Source organism: Klebsiella sp. A-Nf5 (assembly GCF_002810545.1).
Taxonomy (GTDB): Bacteria; Pseudomonadota; Gammaproteobacteria; order Enterobacterales; family Enterobacteriaceae; genus Klebsiella; species Klebsiella variicola.
Genome location: NZ_PIOG01000048.1, coordinates 61722 through 86912 on the forward strand (window position 1 = coordinate 61722; position 25191 = coordinate 86912).

General features: G+C 58.4%; 26 protein-coding genes. 12 read left to right on the forward strand and 14 right to left on the reverse strand.

Annotation, left to right across the window (positions count from 1 at the left end; all coding sequences use genetic code 11):
- Positions 1-197: 197 nt before the first annotated feature.
- A complete protein-coding gene (locus CWM53_RS05970) occupies positions 198-1232 on the reverse strand; it encodes an AI-2E family transporter (protein WP_008805030.1) in 1035 nt (344 codons plus the stop codon).
- Between the two features lie 441 nt (positions 1233-1673).
- On the opposite strand from CWM53_RS05970, the gene kpnE reads away from it, so the two are divergent.
- Positions 1674-2036, forward strand: coding sequence for a multidrug efflux SMR transporter subunit KpnE (gene kpnE, locus CWM53_RS05975; protein ID WP_008805029.1), 363 nt, complete (start codon positions 1674-1676; stop codon positions 2034-2036).
- Positions 2023-2352 (forward strand): multidrug efflux SMR transporter subunit KpnF, encoded by a 330-nt coding sequence (gene kpnF, locus CWM53_RS05980; RefSeq protein WP_061154707.1) that lies wholly within the window; start codon positions 2023-2025, stop codon positions 2350-2352. The genes kpnE and kpnF overlap by 14 nt, the downstream gene beginning before the upstream one ends.
- A 56-nt stretch (positions 2353-2408) precedes the next feature.
- On the opposite strand, the gene CWM53_RS32315 is transcribed toward kpnF, so the two are convergent.
- The gene (locus CWM53_RS32315; RefSeq protein WP_407028635.1) at positions 2409-2498 is read right to left on the reverse strand and encodes an ArsR family transcriptional regulator; all 90 of its coding nucleotides are present in this window, start codon (positions 2496-2498) and stop codon (positions 2409-2411) included.
- Between CWM53_RS32315 and CWM53_RS05985 the strand changes: the two genes are divergently transcribed.
- Positions 2458-4614: a putative bifunctional diguanylate cyclase/phosphodiesterase gene (locus CWM53_RS05985; RefSeq protein ID WP_100729870.1), complete on the forward strand. Its 2157-nt coding sequence runs from the start codon at positions 2458-2460 to the stop codon at positions 4612-4614. The genes CWM53_RS32315 and CWM53_RS05985 overlap by 41 nt on opposite strands.
- Here CWM53_RS05985 and CWM53_RS05990 read toward each other — a convergent pair whose 3' ends face one another.
- Complete coding sequence (locus tag CWM53_RS05990) at positions 4615-5427, reverse strand: trypsin-like serine peptidase (protein WP_012968314.1); 813 nt, start codon at positions 5425-5427, stop codon at positions 4615-4617.
- Between the two features lie 626 nt (positions 5428-6053).
- Between CWM53_RS05990 and CWM53_RS30830 the strand changes: the two genes are divergently transcribed.
- Positions 6054-6191: a hypothetical protein gene (locus CWM53_RS30830; protein WP_165785030.1), complete on the forward strand. Its 138-nt coding sequence runs from the start codon at positions 6054-6056 to the stop codon at positions 6189-6191.
- 174 nt (positions 6192-6365) lie between these two features.
- Here CWM53_RS30830 and asr read toward each other — a convergent pair whose 3' ends face one another.
- The gene (gene asr, locus CWM53_RS05995) at positions 6366-6785 is read right to left on the reverse strand and encodes an acid resistance repetitive basic protein Asr (protein ID WP_043875352.1); all 420 of its coding nucleotides are present in this window, start codon (positions 6783-6785) and stop codon (positions 6366-6368) included.
- 175 nt (positions 6786-6960) lie between these two features.
- Positions 6961-8448, reverse strand: a complete 1488-nt coding sequence (locus CWM53_RS06000; RefSeq protein ID WP_100729871.1) for a carboxypeptidase M32 — start codon at positions 8446-8448, stop codon at positions 6961-6963.
- Positions 8449-8674: 226 nt separating this feature from the next.
- Between CWM53_RS06000 and CWM53_RS31860 the strand changes: the two genes are divergently transcribed.
- Positions 8675-8767 (forward strand): KPN_01571 family protein, encoded by a 93-nt coding sequence (locus tag CWM53_RS31860; protein WP_004206050.1) that lies wholly within the window; start codon positions 8675-8677, stop codon positions 8765-8767.
- A gap of 30 nt (positions 8768-8797) precedes the next feature.
- On the opposite strand, the gene CWM53_RS06005 is transcribed toward CWM53_RS31860, so the two are convergent.
- Positions 8798-10048 carry an MFS transporter gene (locus tag CWM53_RS06005; RefSeq protein WP_008805023.1) on the reverse strand — a complete coding sequence of 417 codons (1251 nt, stop codon included), beginning with the start codon at positions 10046-10048 and terminating at the stop codon, positions 8798-8800.
- Positions 10049-10178: 130 nt separating this feature from the next.
- On the opposite strand from CWM53_RS06005, the gene CWM53_RS06010 reads away from it, so the two are divergent.
- The 3 genes from CWM53_RS06010 to bioD all read left to right on the forward strand — a co-directional run bounded on the left by CWM53_RS06010 (position 10179) and on the right by bioD (position 13249).
- Positions 10179-11081, forward strand: coding sequence for a LysR family transcriptional regulator (locus tag CWM53_RS06010; protein ID WP_074385950.1), 903 nt, complete (start codon positions 10179-10181; stop codon positions 11079-11081).
- A gap of 124 nt (positions 11082-11205) precedes the next feature.
- Entirely contained in the window at positions 11206-12426 is a 1221-nt protein-coding gene (mlc, locus tag CWM53_RS06015) for a sugar metabolism global transcriptional regulator Mlc (protein ID WP_044649713.1), read from the forward strand.
- A gap of 127 nt (positions 12427-12553) precedes the next feature.
- Positions 12554-13249 carry a dethiobiotin synthase gene (gene bioD / locus CWM53_RS06020; RefSeq protein ID WP_100729872.1) on the forward strand — a complete coding sequence of 232 codons (696 nt, stop codon included), beginning with the start codon at positions 12554-12556 and terminating at the stop codon, positions 13247-13249.
- On the opposite strand, the gene clcB is transcribed toward bioD, so the two are convergent.
- The 6 genes from clcB to CWM53_RS06050 form a co-directional block, all read right to left on the reverse strand.
- Positions 13202-14497: a voltage-gated ClC-type chloride channel ClcB gene (gene clcB / locus CWM53_RS06025; RefSeq protein ID WP_100729873.1), complete on the reverse strand. Its 1296-nt coding sequence runs from the start codon at positions 14495-14497 to the stop codon at positions 13202-13204. The genes bioD and clcB overlap by 48 nt on opposite strands.
- 133 nt (positions 14498-14630) lie before the next feature.
- Entirely contained in the window at positions 14631-15239 is a 609-nt protein-coding gene (gene dmsD / locus CWM53_RS06030) for a Tat proofreading chaperone DmsD (RefSeq protein ID WP_074385948.1), read from the reverse strand.
- 41 nt (positions 15240-15280) lie between these two features.
- Complete coding sequence (locus tag CWM53_RS06035; protein WP_074385947.1) at positions 15281-16138, reverse strand: dimethyl sulfoxide reductase anchor subunit family protein; 858 nt, start codon at positions 16136-16138, stop codon at positions 15281-15283.
- Position 16139: 1 nt separating this feature from the next.
- Positions 16140-16757 carry a DMSO/selenate family reductase complex B subunit gene (locus tag CWM53_RS06040; protein ID WP_008805016.1) on the reverse strand — a complete coding sequence of 206 codons (618 nt, stop codon included), beginning with the start codon at positions 16755-16757 and terminating at the stop codon, positions 16140-16142.
- Between the two features lie 10 nt (positions 16758-16767).
- The gene (ynfE, locus tag CWM53_RS06045) at positions 16768-19203 is read right to left on the reverse strand and encodes a selenate/tellurate reductase subunit YnfE (protein WP_100675633.1); all 2436 of its coding nucleotides are present in this window, start codon (positions 19201-19203) and stop codon (positions 16768-16770) included.
- A gap of 150 nt (positions 19204-19353) precedes the next feature.
- Positions 19354-19623, reverse strand: coding sequence for a DUF1161 domain-containing protein (locus CWM53_RS06050; RefSeq protein ID WP_008805014.1), 270 nt, complete (start codon positions 19621-19623; stop codon positions 19354-19356).
- A 101-nt stretch (positions 19624-19724) separates the two neighbouring features.
- Between CWM53_RS06050 and CWM53_RS06055 the strand changes: the two genes are divergently transcribed.
- Positions 19725-20435, forward strand: coding sequence for a YnfC family lipoprotein (locus CWM53_RS06055; RefSeq protein ID WP_100729874.1), 711 nt, complete (start codon positions 19725-19727; stop codon positions 20433-20435).
- Here the strand turns inward: CWM53_RS06055 and speG are convergent.
- Positions 20429-20989: a spermidine N1-acetyltransferase gene (gene speG / locus CWM53_RS06060; protein WP_008805012.1), complete on the reverse strand. Its 561-nt coding sequence runs from the start codon at positions 20987-20989 to the stop codon at positions 20429-20431. The genes CWM53_RS06055 and speG overlap by 7 nt on opposite strands.
- Positions 20990-21067: 78 nt before the next feature.
- A complete protein-coding gene (locus CWM53_RS06065; protein ID WP_004206035.1) occupies positions 21068-21409 on the reverse strand; it encodes a DUF1283 family protein in 342 nt (113 codons plus the stop codon).
- Positions 21410-21517: 108 nt separating this feature from the next.
- Here CWM53_RS06065 and CWM53_RS06070 point away from each other — a divergent pair, with 108 nt between their 5' ends.
- The 3 genes from CWM53_RS06070 to CWM53_RS06080 all read left to right on the forward strand — a co-directional run bounded on the left by CWM53_RS06070 (position 21518) and on the right by CWM53_RS06080 (position 25027).
- Positions 21518-21880, forward strand: a complete 363-nt coding sequence (locus tag CWM53_RS06070) for a YnfA family protein (protein WP_162493261.1) — start codon at positions 21518-21520, stop codon at positions 21878-21880.
- 114 nt (positions 21881-21994) lie between these two features.
- Entirely contained in the window at positions 21995-23278 is a 1284-nt protein-coding gene (locus CWM53_RS06075) for an MFS transporter (protein WP_023322553.1), read from the forward strand.
- Positions 23279-23563: 285 nt separating this feature from the next.
- Positions 23564-25027, forward strand: a complete 1464-nt coding sequence (locus CWM53_RS06080; protein ID WP_100729875.1) for a mannitol dehydrogenase family protein — start codon at positions 23564-23566, stop codon at positions 25025-25027.
- Positions 25028-25191: the final 164 nt, after the last annotated feature.

A 25191-nucleotide genomic window follows, 5' to 3' on the forward strand; every position in this document is an offset into this window, starting at 1 on the left:
TCGTTTGTCCTGGTGGAAGTTAGTGTGCGATGCGTGGCGCTGCGCATCAATTAAGCACGGCGGCTGATTGTTAGCTTTAGAGTAACGATTGGGTCTTACCGTTTGTGATAGGGATCAATAATACGAAAGGCGTAGTGGTCTACGGGGAGAGCGCAGGTGAGGAAGCCGGCCGGTACACGGCCGGCCGTGGGAAGGGGTTACTCTTTACTGACATCACTTAATAAGAAAGCAATACTCTGACCGCCGCTGGTCTGCTCGAGGGCAATTTTGGCGATAATCGTCAGTGGCACCGACAGCAGCATGCCGACCGGGCCCAATAGCCAGCCCCAGAAGATCAAGGACAGAAACACCACCAGCGTGGAGAGCCCCAGGCCACGTCCCATCACCCGTGGCTCCAGAATGTTGCCGAACACCAGGTTGACGATCAGGTAGCCGGCCAGGACCACCAGCGCCTCGTACAGCCCGCCAAACACCAGTACCTGCAGGATCGGCGGGATGGCCGCCAGCACGGAGCCAATATTGGGAATATAGTTGAGCGCGAAGGCCAGCAGTCCCCACATAAAGGCGAAGCGCACGTCCAGCAGGACCAGCATGCCCCAGACCACCAGGCCGGTCACCAGGCTAATCGCGGTTTTCAGCACCAGATAATGCGACACGCTGTCGATGGCGCGCTGAATGGCGCCCATTCCTTCAACCGGACGGGACATCAGCTGTTGCAGCTTGGCGGGAAGTTGGGGGACCTCCAGCAGCATAAATACCACCGTCAGCAACAGCAGAAAAATCGAGGACATCGCGTTCGACAGCTGAGTGAGCAGGCTGGTGACCAGCGTCATCACCGCGTTAGGGTCGATGTATTTATTCAGCTCCACCACCGAGACGGTGAACCCCATGCGCTGCAGCCAGGGGGCGATGGTTTGCATCGGCTCGTAGAGATAATTGCGATACTGCGGTAAGGTGCGCGCCAGCTCGTTAAGCGAGGTCCCCAGCGAGGCCAGCAGCACAATGGCCAGCATGACGATGAGGCCAATCAGCATCGAGATCGCCAGCACGCGCGGGACCCGGCAGCGGACCAGCAGTTGTACCAGCGGATTAATGATCACCGCCAGAAAGAGGGCGAGAATAAAGGGGACAATAATGTCCGCCGCAAAGCGAATGCCGGTAAGGATGATCACCAGCATGCCCAGCATGATGACCATCTTTAATCCGTTAAGTGTAATAATGGGTTTAGCCATAGGTCCCGACCTCAATCTTCCTTGCCTATTAACAGGTTGCGTTACATTAGCATAATGACGTTTTTTTGCAGAAAAAACGCATTGAAGCAAAACGGCGGCGTAAAGAACTGCAAATTCTTTGAATTAAATGTAGCACTATGCTACAAATTTACCTGTGTATAACTACTGAGGACAATTTTCATCCGCAACGGACGAGAAGCAACACCGCGGATAATTGTAATTTTATGGACAATCAGTTCAGGATGTATATTTTAAACCACCCCGCAGTCTCTCTCTCTTTTTCCCGTTTTGCCGGCGAGCAGCACTGGCATTCGGCGCTATAGTCACCTTCTCTCTGCCTGAGCTGGCGCCAAGCGCACAGCGAAATCTACGTCAGAAATTTTCCTGTTTACGCCTCGCGTAAACGGTAATGGATTATATTCTCAAGCAGGAGAAGGGATCATGTTTTATTGGATTTTATTAGCTTTAGCTATTGTTGCTGAAATTACCGGCACCTTGTCGATGAAATGGGCAAGCGTGAGTGGCGGGCACACCGGCTTTATTTTAATGCTGGCCATGATTGCTCTGTCATATATTTTTCTTGCCTTTGCGGTTAAAAAAATTGCCCTGGGTGTGGCCTATGCGCTATGGGAAGGGATCGGCATTTTGCTGATTACCGTGTTCAGCGTGCTGTTGTTTGATGAAAGCCTGTCGCCGCTGAAGATCGCCGGCCTGACCACTCTTGTGGTGGGGATCGTCTTAATTAAATCCGGCACCCAGAAAAAAGCGTCGTCAAAGCAGGAGGTGGCCCATGCAGCAGTTTGAGTGGATCCATGCCGCCTGGCTGGCGATTGCCATTGTGCTTGAAATCATTGCCAACGTCTTTTTGAAGTTTTCCGACGGCTTCCGCCGCAAGGTCTACGGTATCCTGTCGCTGGCGGCGGTGCTGGGCGCATTCAGCGCCCTGTCGCAGGCGGTCAAAGGTATCGATCTGTCGGTCGCCTATGCGCTGTGGGGCGGCTTCGGTATCGCGGCGACCATTGCCGCCGGTTGGGTGCTGTTTGGTCAGCGCCTGAATAACAAAGGCTGGGCGGGGCTCATCCTGCTGGTGGCCGGCATGGTATTAATTAAACTCGCCTGACGTCTCGCCGCCTGCAAAGCCAGGCGGCAAAACAGGTCCTCTGTAGTATGCTTATCTCAAGACCGGCCCCGCTGAGTTTGTGTCCGGTGACGATGAGGACTGCGCATGTTCAATGCTTTCGGCTGGCGGAAAATTCCTTCCGCCAGGACGTTGTCGATAATGATTTTTCTCGCCGGCCTCGGACTCACCGCGTCGGTCATTTCCCTGCTTTATCTCTCGCAACACCTCATTGCCAGTAAATCCAATGAAATTGACCAGCAGCGGTCAGTCCTCTCGGTGGAAGGGGCCGTGCAGACCTCGGTCAATCGGGTGCTGTCGCTGGTTCTGGATAATGCCATCTGGGACGATGCGGTCACGCAGACTTACGCGCCCTCGCTGGATCAGAAATGGCTGTACGACTCGTGGGGGTCAGGCTTTAAAATCAATAATCTGTACGATGGTACCTTTGTCCTGGACGAACACTATCGCATCCTGTGGGGCGCCTTTCAGAGCCAGGTCATGCCCCGGACCGACCTCTCATTTCTTGGGGCTGGCCTGACCAGTCTGATCCACACTCATGCGCAGGCATTGCGTGAGGGAAAAAACGCCTTTGCCGGTATCACGCGCACGGAGGCCGGGATCGCCTTTGTCGGTATCGGCCTGATACGCCCGACGACAGCTCGGCTTCAGGTATTTGATGCGACGCGGCGCTATCTGGTGATTACCCGGCATATCAACCCCCAACTGCTGGAACGCCTGGGCGACACCTTCCAGATAAGCCATCTGCATCTCGCCGAGGGCCCCGGCGCCTACCGTATTCCGCTGCGAACGCAGGCGGGTGAGGTACTGGGATACCTGGCCTGGCAGCCACGCCTGCCCGGAGCCGAAGCGGCGCAGGCCTCGTCAGGCAGTATGCGACTGATCGCCAGTGTGGCGGCCAGCCTGATCCTGCTGTTTATCCTTTTTAGCAGTCTGGGCATGTATAAGCTGGCGCGCGGCGAACGTCAGGCGCGGGAGATAGCCATGATTGACTGGCTGAGCCGTCTGCCTAACCGGCGAGCGCTTCTGCTGCGGTTAAGCCAGGTATGCGAGACGGGGAAACACGACATTCAGTGCGTGGTGTTTATCGATCTGGATGGTTTTAAGGACGTCAATGATAACTATGGTCATGATGTCGGCGACGCCCTGATCCGCCATATTGCCAGCGCCCTACAGACGCGGGTACCGGCGGGGGCCATGCTGGCGCGAATGGGCGGGGATGAGTTCGCCATGGCGGTGAGCGGCGCAAAAGCGATTGACCGGGCGGCGGCGTTCGCCTGGGCAGCGCTGGAGCTGCTGAAAGCGCCGGTGACGCTCAGCAAACGCAAAATTTATATCGGCGCCAGCATTGGCATCGCCAGCGGCGCTCCGGCGGAATGCTCCAGTACCGAGCTGTTTCGCCGGGCGGACATCGCTATGTACCATGCCAAGAAGAGCGGCAAAGGTCGTACGGCCTGGTATGACGATGCGCTGGATGCCGTGCGCCGCCATCAGATGACGATTGAGAATGGCATCCGTCAGGGGCTGGAGGAGGATGAATTTGAGGTCTGGTATCAGCCGGTGGTTGATGCCGATACCCTGGCGATGATTGGCGTGGAGGCGCTGCTGCGCTGGCCGCGACGCCCGCAGGGGGCGCTGGCGCCGGACGCATTTATTAGTATTGCCGAGAGCAGCGGCCTGATCGATGCTCTCGGGCAGTTTGTCCTGCAACGCGCCTGCAGCGATCTGCAACCGATGGACGATCTCCTCCTGTCGGTGAATATCTCGCCGGCGCAATTTCGCGACCCGGCCTTTGAAAACCGGGTAATGAAGACCGTCGCTGCCTGCCGCTTTCCGCCGTCGCGCCTGCAGGTGGAGGTGACGGAGAGCTATGTGCTGGAAAATCCGGAACGTTCGCTGGCGGTGGTAGAAAATCTGAAGGCCCAGGGCATCGCCGTGGCGCTGGACGATTTCGGTACCGGCTATTCGAGCATTGGCTATTTACGCCGCTTTCGCTTCGACAGTCTTAAAATCGATAAATCTCTTGCCGGGCGAGTGGAGCGTGATGAGCAGGCGGCAGAAATGGTGCGCGGGACGGTGCGGATAGCCCGCGCGCTGGGAATGACGGTGGTCGCGGAAGGGGTCGAGGATCCGCAACAGCTGGCGCTGCTGCGGCGGGCCGGCTGCGACCGGCTTCAGGGGTACTATTTCAGTAAACCGATGCCGATCGCCGACCTGCTGCAGCGGCGTCAGCCGCAGGGGTGATTACTCTCCGGCCAGCGCTTCCAGCTTATCGCGAAAGCCGGTAACCGAAATGGCGCGGTTGTCAGCCCGCCAGCGATCCTGCGGGCCGGGAGCGGAGCTTTGCACGGCAATCACTTGCCAGCCGTCCTCCGTTTTCAACAGCAGCGGCGACCCGCTGTCACCAGGCAGCGTATCGCACTGATGCGACAGCACGCTGTTTTGCGCCCAGCCGGTCACGATGCAATCCTGATGGCTGTACAGATTATCCAGATGATCCTCCGGGTATCCCGATTGGGTCACTTTCCGGTCCGCCGCCTTCAGCGCAGCGGTGAGATCGGCCTTGCTACCCGGGAAGAGCGGGATCGGCGTGATGCCCGAGGGAGCATAGCGCAGTACGATCAAACCAAAATCTGACGGCGCCGCGGCGGAGGGCACGATCCAGCCATCGCCATCGGCCTTCAGGCGCTTACCTAAGGCCGGATCCACTCGCCCTTCAATGCCGTGAATTTCATATACCCAGCCGCCCTTGCGCGAAATAAAGCGCAGAGCAACCGCTTTGTCCGGTTTGCCGCGCGGAGGCGTCAATAGACAGTGGCCTGCGGTCAGTGCCAGGTGCGGGGAGATAAGCGTCGCTGTGCACAGATTGCCGCTGGCGGTTTCCAGCTGACCGATCGCATCCCACGGGCTTTCCTCGGGGTGACTGACCGCTTTTCGGTCATCATGGCCGAAGAACAGCGTCTTAATATCTTTGGCGCTCAGTCCGCTATCATCGGCATGTGCGCCCAGAGGTAACAGATAAAATGAACACAGCAATAACAGAACGTCTCTACGCATATCACTCTCTGGGGAGGCTATGATGTCTATTGACAGTAGCAGGAGATTTAAGTTTTTGAAAGTAAACAATAATTCTAATCAGACCAAACCGCTGCCATCAGGCGAGGCGGGCTGACGCTGCCGCTGGCAAAACCGTCTGATTTCAAACGGTTAATGCCAGCTGATTGCTTTAGCTATTTCCGCAGAAAGCGACGTCCGACGCAACAAAATTCGTGTATCAGAACGTACTGAACCCGGTGAATAATTCACCAACCGGGCATTAGGATTATTCCTGGTTTGTCAGCGATTCGCTGAAAAATAACGCGCTTGCCCGCCAAAACTTCACCAGAATTCGCACTTCTTTACGCCTCTCGTAATTATTTTCAATGCGAAACATTTTCTCACCGAAAACGTTGTTACCGTCACTCCGCCGTTGAGTAAATAGAGAGGTAATACCGGCGATGATAGCCTGAATTCTATTTCCCCGACGTTGGGAGGGTATATGTCTAAAAAAGGTATTCGCGCACTGGTTTATGTTTCCCTGGTCTCAGTCGCTATCTGGGGCGCGACCGGTTATCTGGTGATGGAAGCGGTGCGCGTACTGTGAAGCGTCTGGTCACCGCGAGGTGGCCGGCGCGCGCTAGTTTATGACTACAGTGTCTGGCGTCTTCGGGCGCTGGGCATTTTTTGTGCCGCAGGAAATTCAGGGTAATGAGAAGCGGGAAGGTGTCGTCAGCGATCGCCGTACGGTATTTATTTTTCTGCAAAGGCGGCAGAAGCAGTAAATGAGAGCGTGGTGGAAATGATTAATAGAGGAAAAAGCGGGTAGCAACCACTGCGCAAATGATTAACAGGATCAGGATGAGCTCAAAACGATAGCGCCGCAGCATAGTGCTCTCCAGAAAAAAACGGCGCTGAAACAGCGCCGATTATTAAGAAGGTTAGTTCACCGGGAGGAATTATGCTGCCGGCTGTGCAGCAGGTTTAGCGGCCTGGTGTTTAGTGGTTTTGTGGTGTTTTTTCGCAGCCTGCGCTTTCTGTGCTACCGGTTTAGCCGCAGCTTTGTGGTGCTTTTTAGCCGCCTGAGCTTTCTGCGGAGCAGCGGGTTTAGCTTCTACTTTTTTGTGTTTTTTAGCGGCCTGCGCTTTCTGGGCAGCGGCTGGTTTAGCTTCTGCTTTTTTGTGTTTTTTGGCAGCCTGAGCTTTCTGCTCTGCAGCTGGTTTTGCCGCGGCTTTGTGGTGTTTTTTATGATGGGTGGTCTTGGCAGCAGTGCTGTGGGTAGCAGCCGGTGCCTGAGTGGTGCTTACTGCGTCAGCAGCGAAAGCGGCGGAAGAGAGACCCATAGCAGCGGCAACGACCAGAGCTAATACTTTTTTCATTCTGATATCCTCGAAAAGTTTTCTTAATTTCAACCCCACTGCGGGGCCGGTGAAATCACTATATGCTTGTCTTTTCGAGCTTTCCGTGAGTGTTTGGTATCGGCGTGTAACCGAATGTACAACACGCCTGGCCGTGGGGAGTGGAAGGACGCGCCGGGCAGCCCGGCGCGCACGATCACAGATAGCGGGCGGTAAGGTGTTCGCGGAAGTAGCGGCTGTTAAGATCCTCGCCGGTGGCCTGCTGGATCAGCTGCGAGGTGGAGAAGCGGCTGCCATGCTGCCAGATATTCTGTCGCAGCCAGTCGAACAGGGCGCTGAAATCTCCCTCCGCAATATCGCGGTCTAACGTCGGCAGCGCGCGCCGGGCGGCGGCCATCAGCTGGGCGGCATACATCGCGCCCAGCGTATAGGAAGGGAAATAGCCGAATCCGCCGTCGGTCCAGTGAATATCCTGCATACAGCCGTCCCGGTAGTTGCCGGTGGTCGACAGCCCCAGCCAGTGCTGCATCTTCTCGTCCCACAGCGCCGGGATATCATCTACTTCAATCTCGCCGTCAATCAGCGCGCGTTCAATTTCATAACGCAGGATCACATGCGCCGGGTAGCTGACCTCATCGGCATCGACGCGAATAAAGCCCGGTTTCACCCGCTGATTCCAGGCGACAAAGTTGTCGCGGCTAAAGGCCGGTTGATCGCCAAAGCGCTCGCGCACCGCCGGTAACAGGCGGTTAAGGAAAGGCTCGCTACGTCCCAGCTGCATTTCAAAAAACAGACTCTGCGACTCGTGGATAGCGGTGGAGCGAGCGAGTCCTACCGGCTGGTCGACCCACGGGCGAGGCAGATTCTGCTCATAGCGGGCATGGCCGGTTTCGTGGATCACGCCGAACAGGGCGCTGAGCAGGTCGTTTTCGTTGTAGCGGGTGGTGATGCGCACATCCTGGGGGACGCCGCCGCAGAACGGGTGGGCGCTGATGTCGAGGCGCCCGCCGTCGAAGTCAAAGCCGAGGATGCGCATGGCCTGCAGGCCCAGCTCGCGCTGATCGGCAATCGGGAAAGGCCCCTGCGGGGCGAGTAATGTTTGCGTCGCTTGCTTATCGACCGCTTGCCGCAGCAGGGAAGGCAGCCAGGACTTGAGGTCGGCAAACAGACTATCCAGCCGGGCGCTGGTCATATCTGGTTCGAAAATATCGAGCAGCGCGTCGTAGCGTGAGCCGCCTCTGGCATCGGCGCGGATCTGCGCTTCCTGACGGCTCAGCTTGACCACCTCGCGAAGATTGTCGGCAAAGCCCGCCCAGTCGTTAGCGGGACGCTGGCTGCGCCAGGCATGCTCACAGCGGCTGCCGGCAAGGGATTTTGCCTCCACCAGGCTCTCCGGCAGCAGCGCGGCCTGATCGTACTGACGCTGCATTTCACGCAGGTTGGCCTGCTCGACGTCGTTGAGGTCCCGCTGGCGGGCTTCCTGCAGCCATTGGCCCACTTTTTTATCGGTCAGGATCTGATGCTGCAGCACGCCGAGCTCCGCCAGCGCTTCGCCCCGGGCGGCGCTGCCACCCGGAGGCATCATCGCAAACATATCCCAGCCAGCGATGGCGGAGAGATGCGAAAAGCGCGACAGGCGCTGAAAGGTACGGGTAAGTTGCTGATAAGGCGTATTTTCAGTCATAGTGGCGTTCGGTCCGTGACAGGTGAATGAACAGGTTATCGGTATGCTTCTACACTATCCTGATACGCCTGGCGGGTCGAGCATTGTGCGCTGGAGTACGGGATAAACGTCAGCCCCGAGCGGGAAAGAAAAAAAAGTGACTCTGTGAGCAATATTGCAGAAAACGGTAACATATCGGAACTAAACTGTGATCTATAACGCAGGTCTGGAGGTTCGGGGGTGGTTTATGAATCCGTTCACCTGGCTGTTTATTGCACTATTGTCCGTTGATGCCGTCAGAGAGCTGATGGGCTTGTCTTCCATTATGGGCATGTGGTGAAACGTGGCCCGCAGGCCACGTCACACGCGACTATTTCAGTCGTTGATGTAAGCAGGTGCCGGTCAACAGCGCGGCAAGGAGCAGCAGCGCGATAAACCCACCGACGCCATTCCAGCCGTAGTGATGCCAGAACACTCCGCCTAACGTCCCGGCAAGACTTGAACCCAAATAATAGCTGAACAGATACAGCGATGACGCCTGACCGCGGGCGCGGCGGGCGCGTGGGCCAATCCAGCTGCTGGCGACGGAATGCGCGGCGAAGAAGCCAGCGGAAAACAGCAGCATGCCGATGAAAATAAGCCACAGGGAAGAAAAGAGCGTCAGCAGCAGGCCGCAGAGCATGACAGCGGTAAAGCCGAGCATCACCGGTCCGCGGCCAAAGCGTACGGTCATGGCGCCCGCCTTCGGTGAACTCCAGGTGCCGGTGAGATAAGCTACCGACAGCAGGCCAACCACCGCCTGGCTTAGCGACCACGGCGACATCATCAGCCGGTAGCCAATATAGTTAAACAGGGTGACAAAAGCGCCCATCAGCAGAAAACCTTCGACGAACAGCAGCGGCAGACCGCGGTCGCGCCAGTGCAGACGGAAGTTGATCAGCAAGTTTTTCGGTCGCAGCGAGGTCGAGCGGAAATGGCGCGACTCGGGCAGAATGCGCCAGAACATGATGGCCGCGGCCAGCGCGAAGCCACTGATCACCGCCAGCGCCACGCGCCAGCCGAAGAAATCGGTAAAGACCCCGGTCAGCAAGCGGCCGCTCATGCCGCCGATAGAGTTGCCGCTGATATATAAGCCCATCGAAAAGGCGACGAAGCTGGGGTGGATCTCCTCACTCAGGTAGGTCATGCCGACCGCCGCCACGCCGCTCAGCGACAGGCCGATCAGGGCGCGCATAATGAGGATGCCGTGCCAGCTGGTCATCATGGTCGACAGCAGCGAGCAGCAGGCGGCCAGCAGCAGGGCGGTGACCATTACCGGCTTGCGCCCGATGGCGTCGGACAGCGGGCCGGTAAACAACAGGCCCACCGCCAGCATCGCCGTGGAAATGGAGAGTGAAATACTGCTGCTGGCCGGCGATACGCCGAACTCGTTCGACAGCACCGGCAGGATCGGTTGCACGCAGTAGAGCAGAGCAAAGGTGGCCAGACCGGCGGAGAACAGCGCGAGGGTGACTCGCATAAATTGCGGGGTGCCGCGCTTAATAAACTGATCCGGGCGGGATGCACCAGCGACGCTGACCTCGCCCGCCGGCACGGTGTCAACGGTTGTTGTACGACTCACAGATAATTCCTTGCGTAGAAGTTGCTGCTTACCAACAGAATGTTGTGACCATTCAGCTCACATTTTTAGGGTATGAAAATGTAAATATTCTGTCTAATATATTAATAATCTCAAATAAGACGTTTTAAATATGAATATTGAGTTGCGTCATCTGCGCTACTTTGTCGCCGTCGCCGAGGAATTACATTTTGGCCGCGCCGCGGCGCGACTGAATATTTCTCAACCGCCGTTAAGCCAGCAAATTCAGATCCTTGAGCAGCAGACCGGCGCCCGCCTGTTCGCGCGCACCAATCGCAGCGTCAGCCTGACGGCGGCTGGAAAGCAGTTTCTCGCCGATAGCCGACAAATTCTTGCCCAGGTGGATGACGCGGCCGCCCGCGCTGCGCGTCTGCATCACGGTGAAACCGGCGAACTGCGTATCGGCTTTACCTCCTCGGCCCCCTTTATCAAGGCGGTATCCGATACGTTGTCGATGTTTCGTCAGCGCTACCCGGATGTGCATATTTTGACCCGTGAGACCAACACCCGCGAACAGATTGTGCCGCTGAGCGAGGGGGCTCTCGATCTGGGGCTGCTGCGCAATACCCAACTGCCGGACACCCTGGCGTGGGAGCGGGTGCTGCGCGAGCCGTTGCTGGCGATGGTCCCGGCCGACCATCCGCTGGCCCGCCAGCCCTCGGTCAGCCTGACGGCGCTGGCGCGCGAACCCTTCGTCTTTTTCGACCCGCACGTGGGTACCGGCCTGTATGACGATATCCTTGGCTTGCTGCGTCGTTACGGCCATACGCCGGTGATTGCCCAGGAGGTGGGGGAGGCGATGACCATTATTGGTCTGGTGGCCGCCGGACTGGGGGTGTCTATCCTGCCGGCCTCCTTTCAGCGCGTACAGCTCAGTGAAATGCGCTGGCTGCCGATCGACGAACAGGATGCAGTCTCGGAGATGTGGCTGGTGTGGTCGAAACATCATGAACAGGGGGCGCTGGCAAAACGCTTTCGCGAGTCGCTGCTGGCCTGGAAAACCGAGCACAATTGAGGCGAAAAGGGGCTGGAAATGTGCGGTAAATCACAAGGCTAAGTAAAAATTTGACGTTCACCATCGAAGTGCTTCACCATAGCCGAAAGTTTATTTCGAAGCGCGAAAATAAAGGGAGTCAATGGTGGTAGCGGATAGTCAACCAGGCCATATCGATCAAATTAAGCAGACCAATGCGGGCGCTGTGTATCGCCTGATTGATCAGCTCGGCCCGGTATCGCGTATCGACCTCTCCCGATTTGCGCAACTGGCTCCCGCCAGCATCACCAAGATTGTCCGCGAGATGCTGGAAGCGCATCTGGTACAGGAGACGGAGATCCAGGAGCCCGGCAGCCGTGGCCGCCCGGCGGTAGGGTTGATGGTGGAAACCGAGGCCTGGCACTATCTCGCGGTGCGCGTCAGCCGCGGCGAGATCCACCTTTCGCTGCGTGATTTAAGCAGTCAGCTGGTGGTGGAGGATCAGCTGGAGCTGGCCCTCACCGACAGCACGCCGTTTCTGACGCGCATTATTGACCACATCGATCGGTTCTTTATTCGTCACCAGAAGAAGCTGGAACGCCTCACCTCCATCGCCATGACGATGCCGGGTATTATTGATACCGAAAATGGCATTATTCATCGCATGCCGTTTTATGAGGATGTCAAAGATGTGCCGCTGGGCGATGTGCTGGCCAACCATACCGGGGTGCCGGTCTACATTCAGCATGACATCAGCGCCTGGACTATGGCGGAATCGTTGTTCGGCGCCTCGCGCGGCGCCCGGGACGTCATCCAGGTGGTTATCGATCATAACGTCGGCGCCGGGGTTATCACCGACGGGCGCCTGCTGCATGCCGGCAGCAGCAGCCTGGTGGAGATCGGCCATACTCAGGTCGATCCCTACGGCAAGCGCTGCTACTGCGGCAACCATGGCTGTCTGGAAACCATTGCCAGCGTAGAGAGCGTGCTGGAGCTGGCGCAGATGCGAATGGCCCAGTCGATGAGCTCGCTGCTGCACCAGCGTCCGCTGAGCGTGGAGTGGCTGTGCCAGGCCGCGCTGCAGGGCGATCTGCTGGCCAGAGACATTATCAGCGGCGTGGGTAACCACGTCGGCCGGATTCTGGCGATCATGGTCAATCTGTTTAACCCGCAGAAAATTCTGATTGGCTCGCCGTTTAATCTGGCGGCAGATATTCTTTTTCCGGCAATTTCCAGCTGCATTCGGCAACAATCACTCCCGGCCTACAGCCAGCATATCGCGGTTGAAAGCACCCAGTTTTCCAATCGTGGCACGATGGCTGGCGCGGCGCTGGTCAAGGATGCGCTCTATAACGGATCCTTACTCATACGACTGTTACAGGGTTAACATTTTTTCATAGTCGCACCAAAAATTGCGCTATCTCAAGCCGACCTCTGGCGGCATCACGTAGACTTTGCCCACTGTTGATTATTTCTCTCCCGTATATTTCATCGACAAAACTGTGGGGTTAGTGATGTTTAAGCGTTTCTTTATTACAGGTACAGACACCTCTGTCGGGAAGACAGTGGTTTCCCGTGCGCTGTTGCAGGCACTTGCTGCCAAAGGCAAAAGCGTGGCCGGGTACAAGCCTGTGGCGAAGGGCAGCAAAGAGACGCCGGACGGTTTGCGTAACAAAGACGCGCTGGTGCTGCAGAGCGTCTCCACGCTGGCGTTGCCGTATGAAGCTGTCAATCCCATAGCGTTAAGCGAAGACGAAAGCAGCGTGGCGCACAGTTGCCCGATCAACTATGGTTTGCTGTCGGATGGTTTGCAGCGACTGGCCGGCCAGGTCGATCACGTGGTGGTTGAAGGTACCGGCGGCTGGCGCAGCCTGATGAACGACCTGCGACCGCTCTCCGAATGGGTGGTACAGGAGCAGCTCCCGGTGCTGATGGTGGTGGGGATCCAGGAGGGGTGTATCAACCATGCGCTGCTGACGGCCCAGGCGATCGCCAATGACGGACTGCCGCTGATCGGCTGGGTGGCCAACCGCATCAACCCCGGTCTGGCGCACTACGCCGAAATCATCGATGTCCTCAGCAAGAAGCTGCCGGCGCCGCTGATTGGCGAGCTGCCATACCTGCCGCGCGCCGAACAGCGTGAGCTGAGCCACTACGTCGACTTAGACATGCTCGGCAACGTGATGGCGATAGATCGAATCCCGGCGTAACGTCCGCGACAGCACCGACGCCACCACGCAGGTGATCAGCAGGCCGGGCAGCAGCGCATACTGCCCGGTCATCTCACATATCATCAGGGTCGACATGATTGGCGCATGGGTGGTGGCAGCCAGAAACGCCGCCATGCCGGTCAGACCGATCATCATAGCCATCTCTTCATTCCCCGGTAGCCATAGCCCGCTGACGCTGGCAAACAGCATGCCCATCGCCAGGCCGACAAACAGCGTGGGGGTAAAGACCCCGCCCGGCGCGCCGGAGCCGCTGCTGGCCAGCACCGCCAGCAGTTTGCACAGGGAAATGCCGGCCAGCAGTAGGCCAGACGGCGGCACCCGCAAATAGCTTTGCACCACGCTGTAGCCGTTACCCCACACCGCCGGGGTGATGAGCGATAAGCCGCCGACAATCAGCCCACCCAGCGCCAGCTGCCACGGCGGCGTCAGTTTCAGTTTGACGAACCCGCGGTGGCTGTAGTCCATCAGCCAGATAAACAGCGGGCCGCACAGCCCGGCCAGCAGGCCAGTCGCCAGCATTAAACCATAGTGCAGCGCGCTGAGGTTCTGCTGCAGGACGACGTGGTACAGCGGCGCGGCGCCGCCGTTGAGAAACTGCGTCAACAGCAGGGCGATCACCGCCGAGATAACGACCGGCCCGAGCGAGGCCAGCATCAGCGTGCCAAAGAGAATTTCAGCAATAAACAGGCTGCCGGCCAGCGGGGCATGATAGGCGCTGGCCATCCCGGCAGCGGCGCCGCAGGCGACCCACAGTTTCCATTCAGTCTGCGGGGTAAAGCGGCGGGCGAACAGCGACGCCGCCAGCGCGGCCAGCAGGATCATGGCGCCTTCCCGGCCAATCGCGCTGCCGGTGACCACGACCAGCAATGACGCCAGCGATTTCACCAGGCTTGCCGGAGTATCGAAGCAACCGTCGCCGGTCTCCAGGGCTTCCATATAATCGGTGGCAGCATGCGGGCGCGCGATGCTGCGTCGCTGCCACAGCCAGAGAAGTGTCCCTGCCGCCAGGCCGCCCAGCGCCGGGGTAATCAGCCGCCGCCACGCCGGCAGCGACTGCGCCGCGTTGACCAGGCTTCCGCTGTCATTGCCAAGAAACAGCGTTTCCAGCACCACCATCGCATGGCGAAACAGCGCCACCGCCAGGGCGGCGAGAAAGCCAATCAGCGTGGCGATCAACAGGCGGCGGAACATCACCTGCACATCAGGATAGGGATGAAGACGGTGCATCAGTTACGGTGAGGTTCGGAAAACATGGCCTTATTGTGATAGGGAATAACCTTAGATGCAAAAGCGATAAGTGCGGGAGAGGGGCTGGGAAGCGGCGAAATAAAACCGCGCCGGATACCGGCGCGGTGAAGGGTTAACGATAGAGCGCTTTTTCCGCCACGGCGATCGGCAGATTCTCCTGCCACTGCGCCAGCGTTGCCTGCGCCAGCTGACCCAGCGCCTCGTAGAAGGGGTGGGCGGCGTGGTCGACAAAGACGCTCAGGAAGCGCCCGGACCACGGCAGCAGGTGCCAGGCCAGCAGCTGGGAAAACAACGCATCCTGCTCCGTTTCGCACAGCCACGCCGCCAGCAGCAGCAGGGTGCCGAAATGATCTTCCGGTTCGTTACGCTCGGCGTCCAGTGCGATGCCGTTCGTGCGCATCCACTCGCGCAGGGCCAGCGTGGAATCGCCAAACAGCACCGACTCTTTATCCAGCCAGACGGATCCCCATGGCGGCGCCGGCAGGGCCCACGGGCCGATAAACAGGCGCTGCCAGGCTTCTGGTAATGACTCTTCCGTCGACGCGGCAAAGGCTGACGCCAGCGGGGCGGCTACCGGGAAGGGCCACTGTTGCTGCCAGCTGCCGTCCTGGAAGGCGGCGACCAGCGGCGCAATGTGCGCGCTATTCGGCGCATAAGAGAACAGCGCGCCCAGGGTGCGGGCGCTTAACGCGACAGCGTCGCGGTTTGGGATCGGCATCATTTTTTATTCCTTTCTGCGGCGCGCGCCAGCGCGCCGTCTCATTAACCGGCAACCGCCATACCGACGGTCATATGCAGACCATAAAACAGGCCGCGGCCAATACATTCCGCGATCAGGACCAGCAGCAGGCCGATCAGCAGCCCCGTAGCGCGCGGCGGTTGGCGGCGGATCAGCGGACACAGCCAGCAGCCAAGACCGAGAGCCAGCAGTATCAGGCGTAACGCCTGGAGTGTGCCGTAATCTGGCAGCAGGGTGGCTGCCTGCTGGACTGAACTGTGAATGGTGCTGAGCCCGGCGCTTTGCATGATGATAACGGCGGCGCTGATCGCCAGCGCGGCCACGCTAAGCCCGGCAAAAAACCAGCCGTTAAAGTCAACTTTCGCCAGCCGCAGCAGCAGGGCGGCGAACAGCGGCCCGCTGAGGAGCACCGTCAGGAAGAACGCGCTGGTAGTGTAGCCATTGTACCATGTTGGCACAGTATCGATTTGGTAAACCCGGGTCATCGCCAGAACAAACAGCAGCCCCAACAGCATGGTGAACACCAGCCAGATTTTACCCAGCGCCGCCGGCATTTTGCCTACTACCGCCAGCAGCCACCAGAATCCTCCCACGGCGAAGAACAAGGCGCCGCTGGCGATTTCATTGCTCAGCGCCGAGGCGCCGACGCGGTTCAGCGAGTTAAACGCCCGCAGCGGCGAACCGAGATGCATCACTGAAGCAAGAAAACCGATGCCCATCAGCAGCCAGATAAAAAACATGCTGCGCACCAGCCGCTGCTGCGCTTCGCGCTGGTCTGTCAGCGATAGCCAGCCCAGCCCGCTGACGATAGTCGCGCCGACCACGCATTGCCCCAGTACCGTAAACAGTACCAGCGGCCATTCATGCCATCCGCTTCCCATCTCACACCTCCTTTGGATTTGCCAGATAACCGGTGGTATCACCACACGGCCGGGCATTGGCGTTCGGTTTGATAACGATGCTCGGCCTGGTAAAGTGCGCCGACGGCAGCGGGGCCACCGCGGCCAGCTGGCCGTGCTTGGCGCGCAGCTCGGCAATCGGTCCGAAATCGAGTGCCCGCAGCGGGCAGGACTCGACGCAGATCGGCTTTTTCCCCTCGGCGACGCGCTCGTGACAGCCGTCGCACTTGGTCATATGGCCTTTGTCGGCGTTGTACTGCGGGGCGCCGTACGGGCAGGCCATATGGCAGTAGCGGCAGCCAATGCACACCGCTTCGTTGACCACCACAAAACCATCGTCGCGCTTGTGCATCGCCCCACTCGGGCAGACCTTGGTGCAGGCCGGATCTTCGCAGTGGTTACAGGCGATGGATAGGTAGTAGGCGAATACATTCTGCTGCCAGACGCCGTTGTCCTCCTGCCAGTCGCCGCCGGCATACTCATAGATGCGACGGAAGCTGACCTCCGGGGTGAGATTCTTGTAGTCCTTACAGGCCAGTTCGCAGGTTTTACACCCGGTACAGCGAGCGGAATCGATAAAGAATCCATATTGCGTGCTCATGGTTTACTCCTTAAACCTTCTCTATGTCGACCAGGTTGGTATGCTGTGGATTCCCCTTCGCCAGCGGCGACGGGCGGTGGGTGGTCAGCGTATTCATGCAGGCGCCATGGTCGATCCGGTCTCCGGCCATATTCGCGTCGTGCCAGGCGCCCTGGCCCATCGCCGACACGCCCGGCATGATGCGTGGCGTCACTTTCGCCGGAAGACGGACTTCGCCGCGCTGATTAAAGACGCGCACCATATCGCCGTTTTTAATCCCGCGTTTTTCCGCGTCAAGCGGATTGAGCCACACCTCCTGGCGACAGGCCGCTTGTAATACATCGACGTTGCCATAGCTGGAGTGGGTGCGCGCTTTATAGTGGAAACCAAACAGCTGCAGCGGATACTGACTGCGCAGCGGATCGTCCCAACCTTCAAATGTGGAGGCGTAGACCGGCAACGGGCTGATAACTTCGTCTTTCTCCAGCTGCCAGTGGGCGGCAATCTCGGCGAGCCGGCTGGAGTAGATTTCAATTTTGCCGGACGGGGTTTTGAGCGGATGCGCTTCAGGATCGCGGCGGAAGTCGCGATAGGCGACGAAGTGGCCGTTCGGATCTTTACGCTTGTAGATGCCCATCTGTTTCAGGTCGTCGTAGCCAGGTAGCGCGGGGTCTTTCGCCACCATTTTGGCATACAGATGCTGCAGCCACTGCGCCTGCGTGCGCCCCTCGGTAAAACGTTGATGCACGTCGTCGCCGAGCCGTTTCGCGACTTCACTTAAGATCCAGTAAATCGGTTTGCGTTCGAACTTCGCCGAGGTAGCGGGCTGGATAAAAATGAGATAGCCCATATTGCCGGCATAGTCGTTGGGAATAATATCTTCCTGCTCAACGGTCATCAGATCGGGCAGCAGCAGGTCGGCGTATTTCGCCGACGAGGTCATAAAGTTGTCGATAACCACAATGGTCTCGCACTTGCTTTCGTCCTGCAGGATCTCGTGGGTCTTATTGATGTCGGAGTGCTGGTTGATGATGGTGTTGCCCGCGTAGTTCCACAGGAACTTGATCGGCACATCCAGCTTCTCTTTGCCGCGCACGCCGTCGCGGGTGGCGGTCATCTCCGGGCCTCGAGCGATGGCGTCGGTCCAGGTGAAGCAGGAGATGGCGGTCTTTACCGGATTTTCCAGCACCGGCAGACGTTCGATAGTGATGGTGTAGGTTGATTCGCGGGCGCCGCTGTTGCCGCCGTTGATGCCGACGTTGCCGGTTAAGATCGGCAGCATGGCGATCGCGCGGGCGGAGAGTTCGCCGTTGGCCTGGCGCTGCGGTCCCCAGCCCTGGCAAATATAAGCCGGTTTACTCATGCCGATTTCGCGCGCCAGCTTAATGATGCGATCGGCGGGGATGCCGGTAATACGCGAGGCCCACTGCGGCGTTTTGGCGACGCCGTCGTCACCCTCGCCAAGAATATACGCTTTGTAGTGACCGTTTGCCGGCGCCCCGACCGGCAGCGTTTTCTCATCGTAGCCAACGCAGTATTTGTCGAGGAATGGCTGGTCGACGAGATCCTCGTTTATCAGCACCCAGGCGATACCGGCGACCAGCGCGGCGTCTGTGCCGGGACGAATAGGGATCCACTCATCTTCCCGACCGGCGGCGGTATCGGTGTAGCGCGGGTCGATAACGATCATCCGCGCGTTAGAGCGCTCGCGAGCCTGCTCCAGATACCAGGTAATGCCGCCGCCGCTCATCCGGGTTTCCGCTGGGTTATTGCCGAACATCACCACCAGCTTGCTGTTTTCAATATCCGAAGTACTGTTGCCGTCGTTGCTGCCGTAGGTATAGGGCATCGCGCAGGCAATCTGTGCGGTGCTGTAGGTACCGTACTGGTTAAGCGAGCCGCCGTAGCAGTTCATCAGCCGCGCTACCGGCGACGCTGAAGGCGAGGAACGGGTGATGTTGCCGCCGACGATTCCCGAAGAGTAGTTAATGTACACGGCTTCATTGCCATACTGGGCAACGGTGCTTTTCAGGCGGTCAGCGAGGATATCCAGCGCCTCCTGCCAGCTGATGCGTTCAAATTTGCCTTCCCCGCGTTTGCCGACGCGCTTCATGGGATAGTTAAGGCGATCCGGGTGATTGATGCGCCGACGAATCGAGCGCCCGCGCAGGCAGGCGCGGACCTGGTGGTCGCCGTAGCGGTCGTCGCCGGTGTTATCCGTTTCGACGTAAACCACTTCATCATCACGCACGTGCAGCCGCAGGGCGCAGCGGCTGCCACAGTTGACCGAACAGGCGCCCCAGACGACGCGGGTGTTGTCGCCGGTAGCCTGTTGTACTGCTGCCGCGGCGCTACGCAGTGTAAAGGGCAGGGTAAGCCCGCCGGCGGCCAGCGCCAGAGAGCTGAGGGCTGTGGATTTGAGTAGCGCGCGTCGGGTGACGCCGCCGGGGGATTCCTGATTCGACATTGCTCACTCCATGATAGTTATGCTGTGCGGAGAAGGGCCGCCACGTCATTAACAGACGCAGGGGTGAGCGATAATACATTATGGGTAGCCAGCCGATCTTATCCCTGGTCAATGCAGGGATAAGATCTTTCATTTGAAACCGAAGAGGGCTTACTGAGCGTCGTTTTCGGCGGGACTGTCGCTGTTACGCGTATAGGTGATTTTGAAGGTGTCATTGGCGCAATGGCCGACCACCTGAACACCGGGCTGGTCTGCCTGATCGTTTGGCACAATGGCCAGGCTGAAGGCAGTTTCCGGTACGCCATTGTTGATGATCTTCTGCTGGATGTCACTTTTAACCCGTTCACAAGAGTCTGGGGCCGCCAGCACGGTCGTGGAGCACAGCAGTAGCGCGGCGCCTGTCCAGAGGGATAGTTTCATCTTACACTCCTTATCGATGTTATCCAGAATTAAGCATAGCAGAACTGGTGTAAACAATTGTATTTGCTAATATGATCTGATGTACACAAAAGGAATCGCCTGTGAAAAGATTGTATTGGCTGATCCCGGCAGCGCTGCTGCTGACGGCGTGCGACCGCAAAAGCGCCCCGGAAGCCTTCACCCCCGAGATGGCGAGTTTTTCCAATGAGTTTGAGTTCGATCCGCTGCGCGGGCCGGTGAAAGATTTTAGCCAGACGCTATTGGATGAACACGATGTGGTGGTCAAAAAGGTGAGCGCTCAGCTGTCAAAAGAGGGATGTTTTGATCTGCTGACCCTGGAAGATGTGGAGAACAATACCGGCGCCACGCTGCTGCTGGATGCCAACTATTACGTCGATGGGCGCACCCACGAGAAGCGACTGCGCCTGCAGGGCAAGTGTCAGCTGGCAGAGATGCCTGCCACCGGGGTGAGCTGGGAGACGGATGATAACGGTTTTATTATCAGTGCCCGCGGCAAAGAGACCACCGCCACCTACCGCTATGACAGCGATGGCTATCCGCTGGGAAAAACCACCACCGCCAAAGAAGAGCAATTTACCGTCGCCTCCACGCCGTCGAAGGATCCGCGCAAGAAAATGGACTATACCGCCATCAGCACCTTCAACGAACGCACGCTGGGCACGGTGCGTCAGACCTGCGACTATGATCGCCACGACAATCCGCTGAGCTGTGAGCTGCAGATTATTGATGAAAGCGTGCAGCCGCCGCTGACTCGCCACTACACCATCAAGAACCGCATTGATTATTACTGAGCCGTCGGCTTTAGCAGGGCCGGACCAGGGGTTTTGTGTTCGGCCAGATACTGGTGCTGGAACAGACACATGCGGATGGTGTTGCGGTACTCGCCGTTAATGAAAAATTCATGGATCAGTTCACCCTCGACGATAAAGCCGAGCTTGCGGTAAATATGGATCGCTTTTTCATTCTCTTTATCGACAATTAAATACAGCTTATACAGATTAAGAACCGTAAAACCGTAGTCCATGGCCAGCCGCGCCGCGCGAGTGGCAAGGCCTTTTCCCTGGAAGTCCGGTGAGATGATGATCTGGAACTCGGCCCGGCGGTGCACATGGTTGATTTCAACCAGCTCCACCAGCCCGGCTTTATCGCCATTGCATTCGATCACAAAGCGACGTTCACTTTGATCGTGAATATGTTTGTCGTACAGATCGGAGAGCTCAACGAAGGCCTCGTACGGCTCTTCAAACCAGTAGCGCATGACGCTGGCGTTGTTATCGAGCTGGTGGACAAAGCGCAAATCTTCCCGTTCGAGGGGGCGGAGTTTGACGTGTAGCGCGTCGGTCATGGGTAATCCTGTGGTTAAAGCTGAACAGAGCGTTATGAAAGGCGGCGCCAGCAGGCGCCAGCGTTGACAGGAAGCGGATCAGGGATTGATTGCCCGGCCGGTGCGGCGGTCAAGGCAGCGCAGGGTGTTCGGCTCCCAGTAGGCGTTGACGTTGGCGCTTTTCTGGCAGTTATCCTGCGCGTCGAAGGCGACATCGGTTTTGTCCCACTCTTTTTCCGCCCGCTTATTGACCTTCTGGCGCAGGCTGCGGGTGTCGTTCCATTGCTCTTTTTCCATCGACGCCTGCTGACGGCTTTGCGCGCTGTCGCCAGATTCAATCACCAGCCGGTCGGTGGCGGCGAAGGAGCTGGAGGTATAGACCACGGCGCTCAACGCCAGAATGGCGGTCAGGCACCAGCGTTTGTTCAGTGTCATGTTCATCACGATTTCCTTTAAGTGATGGGTTAACCCTCAGGTTAAGTTTACTACAGCTCTTTTGCCGGGCATAGCCGACAAAACAGCGTGGGGCAGAAGCCATTATCGCGTAGAATGGTTCAACGCTTTGTCTCATTTACGAATCTTTTAATGCTCAAAACAACGCTCCTGTTCTTTGCCACCGCCCTGTGCGAAATCATCGGCTGCTATCTGCCGTGGCTATGGTTAAAGCGCGGGGCCACGCCGCTGCTGTTGATCCCCACCGGCCTGGCGCTGGCGCTGTTCGTCTGGCTCCTGACGCTCCATCCTGCCGCCAGCGGGCGGGTCTATGCCGCCTACGGTGGGGTGTACGTCTGTACCGCCTTGCTCTGGCTGCGGGTCGTGGATGGCGTCAAGCTCAGCCATTACGACTGGGCCGGGGCGATCATCGCCCTGTGCGGCATGCTGATCATCGTGGCGGGCTGGGGGCGGGCCTGAGCTCGCCTTGTGTGATCGCTGCCACTTTTTTAAACCTTAATTCTTGTATGGTAGTCGACCTGTTGCCTTACTTATCAGACATTCTCTTTTGTTATGACTCTGTAAGGAACAACGATGGCTATCGAGACACTTGCCGCCCGGACGGGGGCGACGCCGCTGCGTATCCGTCGGGTGCAGAAGATCACCCTGACGCTGCTGTTTATCGCCGGTATCGTCAACTTTCTTGACCGCTCTTCGCTGAGCGTCGCCGGGGAGGCGATACGCGCCGACCTGGGACTCAGCGCCACCGAGTTTGGGGTGCTGCTCTCCGCCTTTTCGCTCTCCTACGGCTTCGCACAATTGCCGTCGGGAATATTGCTGGATCGCGTTGGACCGCGCATTGTGCTCGGCGCCGGACTGATTTTCTGGTCCGCAATGCAGGCCCTGACCGGGATGGTCAATTCGTTCTCGCATTTTATTCTGCTGCGCATTGGACTCGGGATTGGTGAAGCGCCATTTATGCCCGCCGGTGTGAAATCAATCAATGACTGGTATGCGCAAAGAGAGCGCGGTACGGCGGTGGGGATATTTAACTCCTCGACGGTGCTGGGGCAGGCCATTGCGCCACCGGCTCTGGTTATTATGCAACTGGCCTGGGGCTGGCGAACGATGTTTGTGGTGATTGGCTTAGCCGGTATCGTGGTCGGTCTGTGCTGGTATGTGGGCTACCGAAATCGCCGGCACTTCACCCTTCAGGAAGAGGAGCAGCAGTATCTGGCCAGCGAGGAGGTGGCCCGCCCGGCGCTGAAATTTAGCGAATGGCTGGCTCTGTTTAAACGGCGCACCACCTGGGGAATGATTCTGGGCTTTTCCGGTGTGAACTACACCGGCTGGCTGTATATCGCCTGGTTGCCCGGCTATTTGCAGGCGCAGCAAGGGTTAAGCCTGGCCCGTACCGGCTGGGTGGCGGCGATCCCGTTCCTTGCCGCGGCGGTGGGGATGTGGGTCAATGGCCTGGTGGTCGATGCCCTGGCGCGCAGAGGTTACGATCTGGCGAAAACCCGCAAAACGGCGATCGTGATCGGTCTGGTGCTGTCGGCCCTGGGCACCCTGCTGGTGGTACAATCCTCAACGCCGACCCAGGCGGTGGCTTTTATCTCCATGGCGCTGTTTTGCGTCCATTTTGCTGGGACGTCGGCCTGGGGGCTGGTGCAGGTATTGGTGGCGGAGCATAAAGTGGCTTCGGTGGCAGCGATCCAGAACTTTGGCAGCTTTGTGTTTGCCTCCTTTGCGCCGATCGTCACCGGCTGGGTGGTGGATACCACCCATTCTTTTAATCTGGCGCTGGTGATCGCCGCCGGCGTGACCTTCACCGGGGCGTTGTGTTACTTCTTTATCGTTAAAACCCGTATCGACTAACCGCCAGACCGGACTCCCGGCTAAGTGACAGGCCCGCAGGGACGCGTGGCCGGTGTGTCTTTCGTCGACTTCTTATATTTCCTCGCGGCGACTGTTTCCCATTCCATCAGCGATGATTCTGTGACGGTTCACTCCCGGCAGCGACCGTCTGCATCTTCTTGTATGGTAGTTGACAGAAATCAAAGATGTTATACCAATTGCGTGCGATGGTTGAGACACAAAGGCATTCTCCTCGAGAGTTCTCCCCGAGAATGGTTGATGAGACACATAACAACGAGAGTCATCATGGAAAACACCCTTTTAACCGCCAACGCCATGCTGCCAGGCTACGATCGCAGCGCGCTGATCCCCCGTATCGTGCACCTTGGTTTTGGCGCATTCCACCGCGCCCATCAGGCGGTATATGCCGATATTCTTGCCAGTGAACATGGCAGCGACTGGGGCTATACCGAAGTCAATCTTATCGGCGGCGAGCAGCAGATCGCCGACCTCCGCCAGCAGGATCGGCTGTACACTGTGGCCGAAATGTCCGCCGACGCCTGGACCGCACGCGTGGTTGGGGTGGTGAAGCAGGCGCTGCACGCCCAGGTTGATGGCCTCGAAGCGGTGCTGGCGGCGATGTGTGAGCCTCAGGTAGCCATTGTCTCCCTGACCATTACCGAGAAAGGTTATTGTCATTCGCCGGCCAGCGGCGAGCTGCAGCTCGATCACCCGCTGATCGTCGCCGATCTGCACAACCCGCACCAGCCAAAATCGGCGCCGGGCGTGGTGGTGGAGGCACTGGCTCGCCGTCGGGCGGCAGGCTTGCCGGCTTTTACCGTGATGTCCTGCGACAACATGCCGGAAAACGGTCACGTCATGCGCAATGTCGTCTGCGCCTACGCCCGGGCGCTGGACGCGGAGCTAGCGGCCTGGATTGAACAGAACGTCACCTTCCCATCGACCATGGTGGACCGCATTGTCCCGGCCGTTACCGCGGAAACCCTCGATAAAATTGAGCAACTGACCGGCGTGCGCGACCCGGCCGGGGTGGCCTGCGAACCTTTCCGTCAGTGGGTGATTGAGGATAACTTTGTTGCCGGACGTCCGCAGTGGGAAAAAGCGGGAGCGGAACTGGTCGCCGATGTGGTGCCTTTTGAAGAGATGAAGCTGAGGATGCTTAACGGCAGCCACTCGTTCCTTGCTTATCTGGGCTATCTGGCCGGTTATCAGCACATCAATGACTGTATGCAGGACGACAGCTACCGCCGCGCGGCGCTGGCGCTGATGCTGGACGAACAGGCGCCGACGCTGAAAGTGCAGGGGGTGGATCTACCGCGCTACGCCAGTCTGCTGATTGACCGCTACTGCAATCCGGCGTTGAAGCACCGTACCTGGCAGATAGCCATGGACGGCAGCCAGAAGTTGCCGCAGCGCATGCTGGACTCAGTACGCTGGCATCTGGCGCACCAGCAAGATTTCACGCTGCTGGCGCTCGGTGTGGCGGGCTGGATGCGCTATGTCGGCGGCATTGACGATGCCGGCCAGCCGATTGAGATTTGCGATCCGCTGTTGCCGGTTATCCAACAGGCGGTGGCGGCCAGCGCCGAGGGTGAAGCGCGGGTGAAAGCGCTGCTGGGTATTGAGGCGATCTTCGGCCTGGCGTTGCCGCAGGAGCCCCGTTTCGTCTCGGCGGTGACCCGCGCCTATCTGGCGCTGCAGCGGCAGGGGGCCAAAGCCACCGTCGCCGCGTGGGCAGCCGAGCAATAATCCGCTTCCGGTGTCGGCCTCGTCGTCGACACCGGCTATTTTGTTATCTCTGCCACCTTCCGCTGATATTTCCTTTTTTTTTTGCTGTCGATCGGTCTTGGCGCGCTGAAAAGATGATCGAACGCAATGTCTATACATAACTCTATATTTCCCTGATTTACTAA

What these genes read in the sequence shown, in the direction of transcription:
- CWM53_RS06010 (WP_074385950.1), top strand. Translation starts at nt 10,179, where the DNA reads ATGAATATTGAGTTGCGTCATCTGCGCTACTTTGTCGCCGTCGCCGAG.
- CWM53_RS30830 (WP_165785030.1), top strand. Translation starts at nt 6,054, where the DNA reads ATGACTACAGTGTCTGGCGTCTTCGGGCGCTGGGCATTTTTTGTGCCG.
- CWM53_RS31860 (WP_004206050.1), top strand. Translation starts at nt 8,675, where the DNA reads ATGAATCCGTTCACCTGGCTGTTTATTGCACTATTGTCCGTTGATGCC.
- CWM53_RS06075 (WP_023322553.1), top strand. Translation starts at nt 21,995, where the DNA reads ATGGCTATCGAGACACTTGCCGCCCGGACGGGGGCGACGCCGCTGCGT.
- CWM53_RS06000 (WP_100729871.1), bottom strand. Translation starts at nt 8,448, where the DNA reads ATGACTGAAAATACGCCTTATCAGCAACTTACCCGTACCTTTCAGCGC.
- CWM53_RS06050 (WP_008805014.1), bottom strand. Translation starts at nt 19,623, where the DNA reads ATGAAACTATCCCTCTGGACAGGCGCCGCGCTACTGCTGTGCTCCACG.
- CWM53_RS05970 (WP_008805030.1), bottom strand. Translation starts at nt 1,232, where the DNA reads ATGGCTAAACCCATTATTACACTTAACGGATTAAAGATGGTCATCATG.
- CWM53_RS05985 (WP_100729870.1), top strand. Translation starts at nt 2,458, where the DNA reads ATGTTCAATGCTTTCGGCTGGCGGAAAATTCCTTCCGCCAGGACGTTG.
- CWM53_RS06065 (WP_004206035.1), bottom strand. Translation starts at nt 21,409, where the DNA reads ATGAACATGACACTGAACAAACGCTGGTGCCTGACCGCCATTCTGGCG.
- ynfE (WP_100675633.1), bottom strand. Translation starts at nt 19,203, where the DNA reads ATGTCGAATCAGGAATCCCCCGGCGGCGTCACCCGACGCGCGCTACTC.
- CWM53_RS06040 (WP_008805016.1), bottom strand. Translation starts at nt 16,757, where the DNA reads ATGAGCACGCAATATGGATTCTTTATCGATTCCGCTCGCTGTACCGGG.
- dmsD (WP_074385948.1), bottom strand. Translation starts at nt 15,239, where the DNA reads ATGATGCCGATCCCAAACCGCGACGCTGTCGCGTTAAGCGCCCGCACC.
- CWM53_RS06070 (WP_162493261.1), top strand. Translation starts at nt 21,518, where the DNA reads ATGGTTCAACGCTTTGTCTCATTTACGAATCTTTTAATGCTCAAAACA.
- CWM53_RS05990 (WP_012968314.1), bottom strand. Translation starts at nt 5,427, where the DNA reads ATGCGTAGAGACGTTCTGTTATTGCTGTGTTCATTTTATCTGTTACCT.
- speG (WP_008805012.1), bottom strand. Translation starts at nt 20,989, where the DNA reads ATGACCGACGCGCTACACGTCAAACTCCGCCCCCTCGAACGGGAAGAT.
- CWM53_RS06080 (WP_100729875.1), top strand. Translation starts at nt 23,564, where the DNA reads ATGGAAAACACCCTTTTAACCGCCAACGCCATGCTGCCAGGCTACGAT.
- clcB (WP_100729873.1), bottom strand. Translation starts at nt 14,497, where the DNA reads ATGCACCGTCTTCATCCCTATCCTGATGTGCAGGTGATGTTCCGCCGC.
- kpnE (WP_008805029.1), top strand. Translation starts at nt 1,674, where the DNA reads ATGTTTTATTGGATTTTATTAGCTTTAGCTATTGTTGCTGAAATTACC.
- kpnF (WP_061154707.1), top strand. Translation starts at nt 2,023, where the DNA reads ATGCAGCAGTTTGAGTGGATCCATGCCGCCTGGCTGGCGATTGCCATT.
- bioD (WP_100729872.1), top strand. Translation starts at nt 12,554, where the DNA reads ATGTTTAAGCGTTTCTTTATTACAGGTACAGACACCTCTGTCGGGAAG.
- asr (WP_043875352.1), bottom strand. Translation starts at nt 6,785, where the DNA reads ATGAAAAAAGTATTAGCTCTGGTCGTTGCCGCTGCTATGGGTCTCTCT.
- CWM53_RS06035 (WP_074385947.1), bottom strand. Translation starts at nt 16,138, where the DNA reads ATGGGAAGCGGATGGCATGAATGGCCGCTGGTACTGTTTACGGTACTG.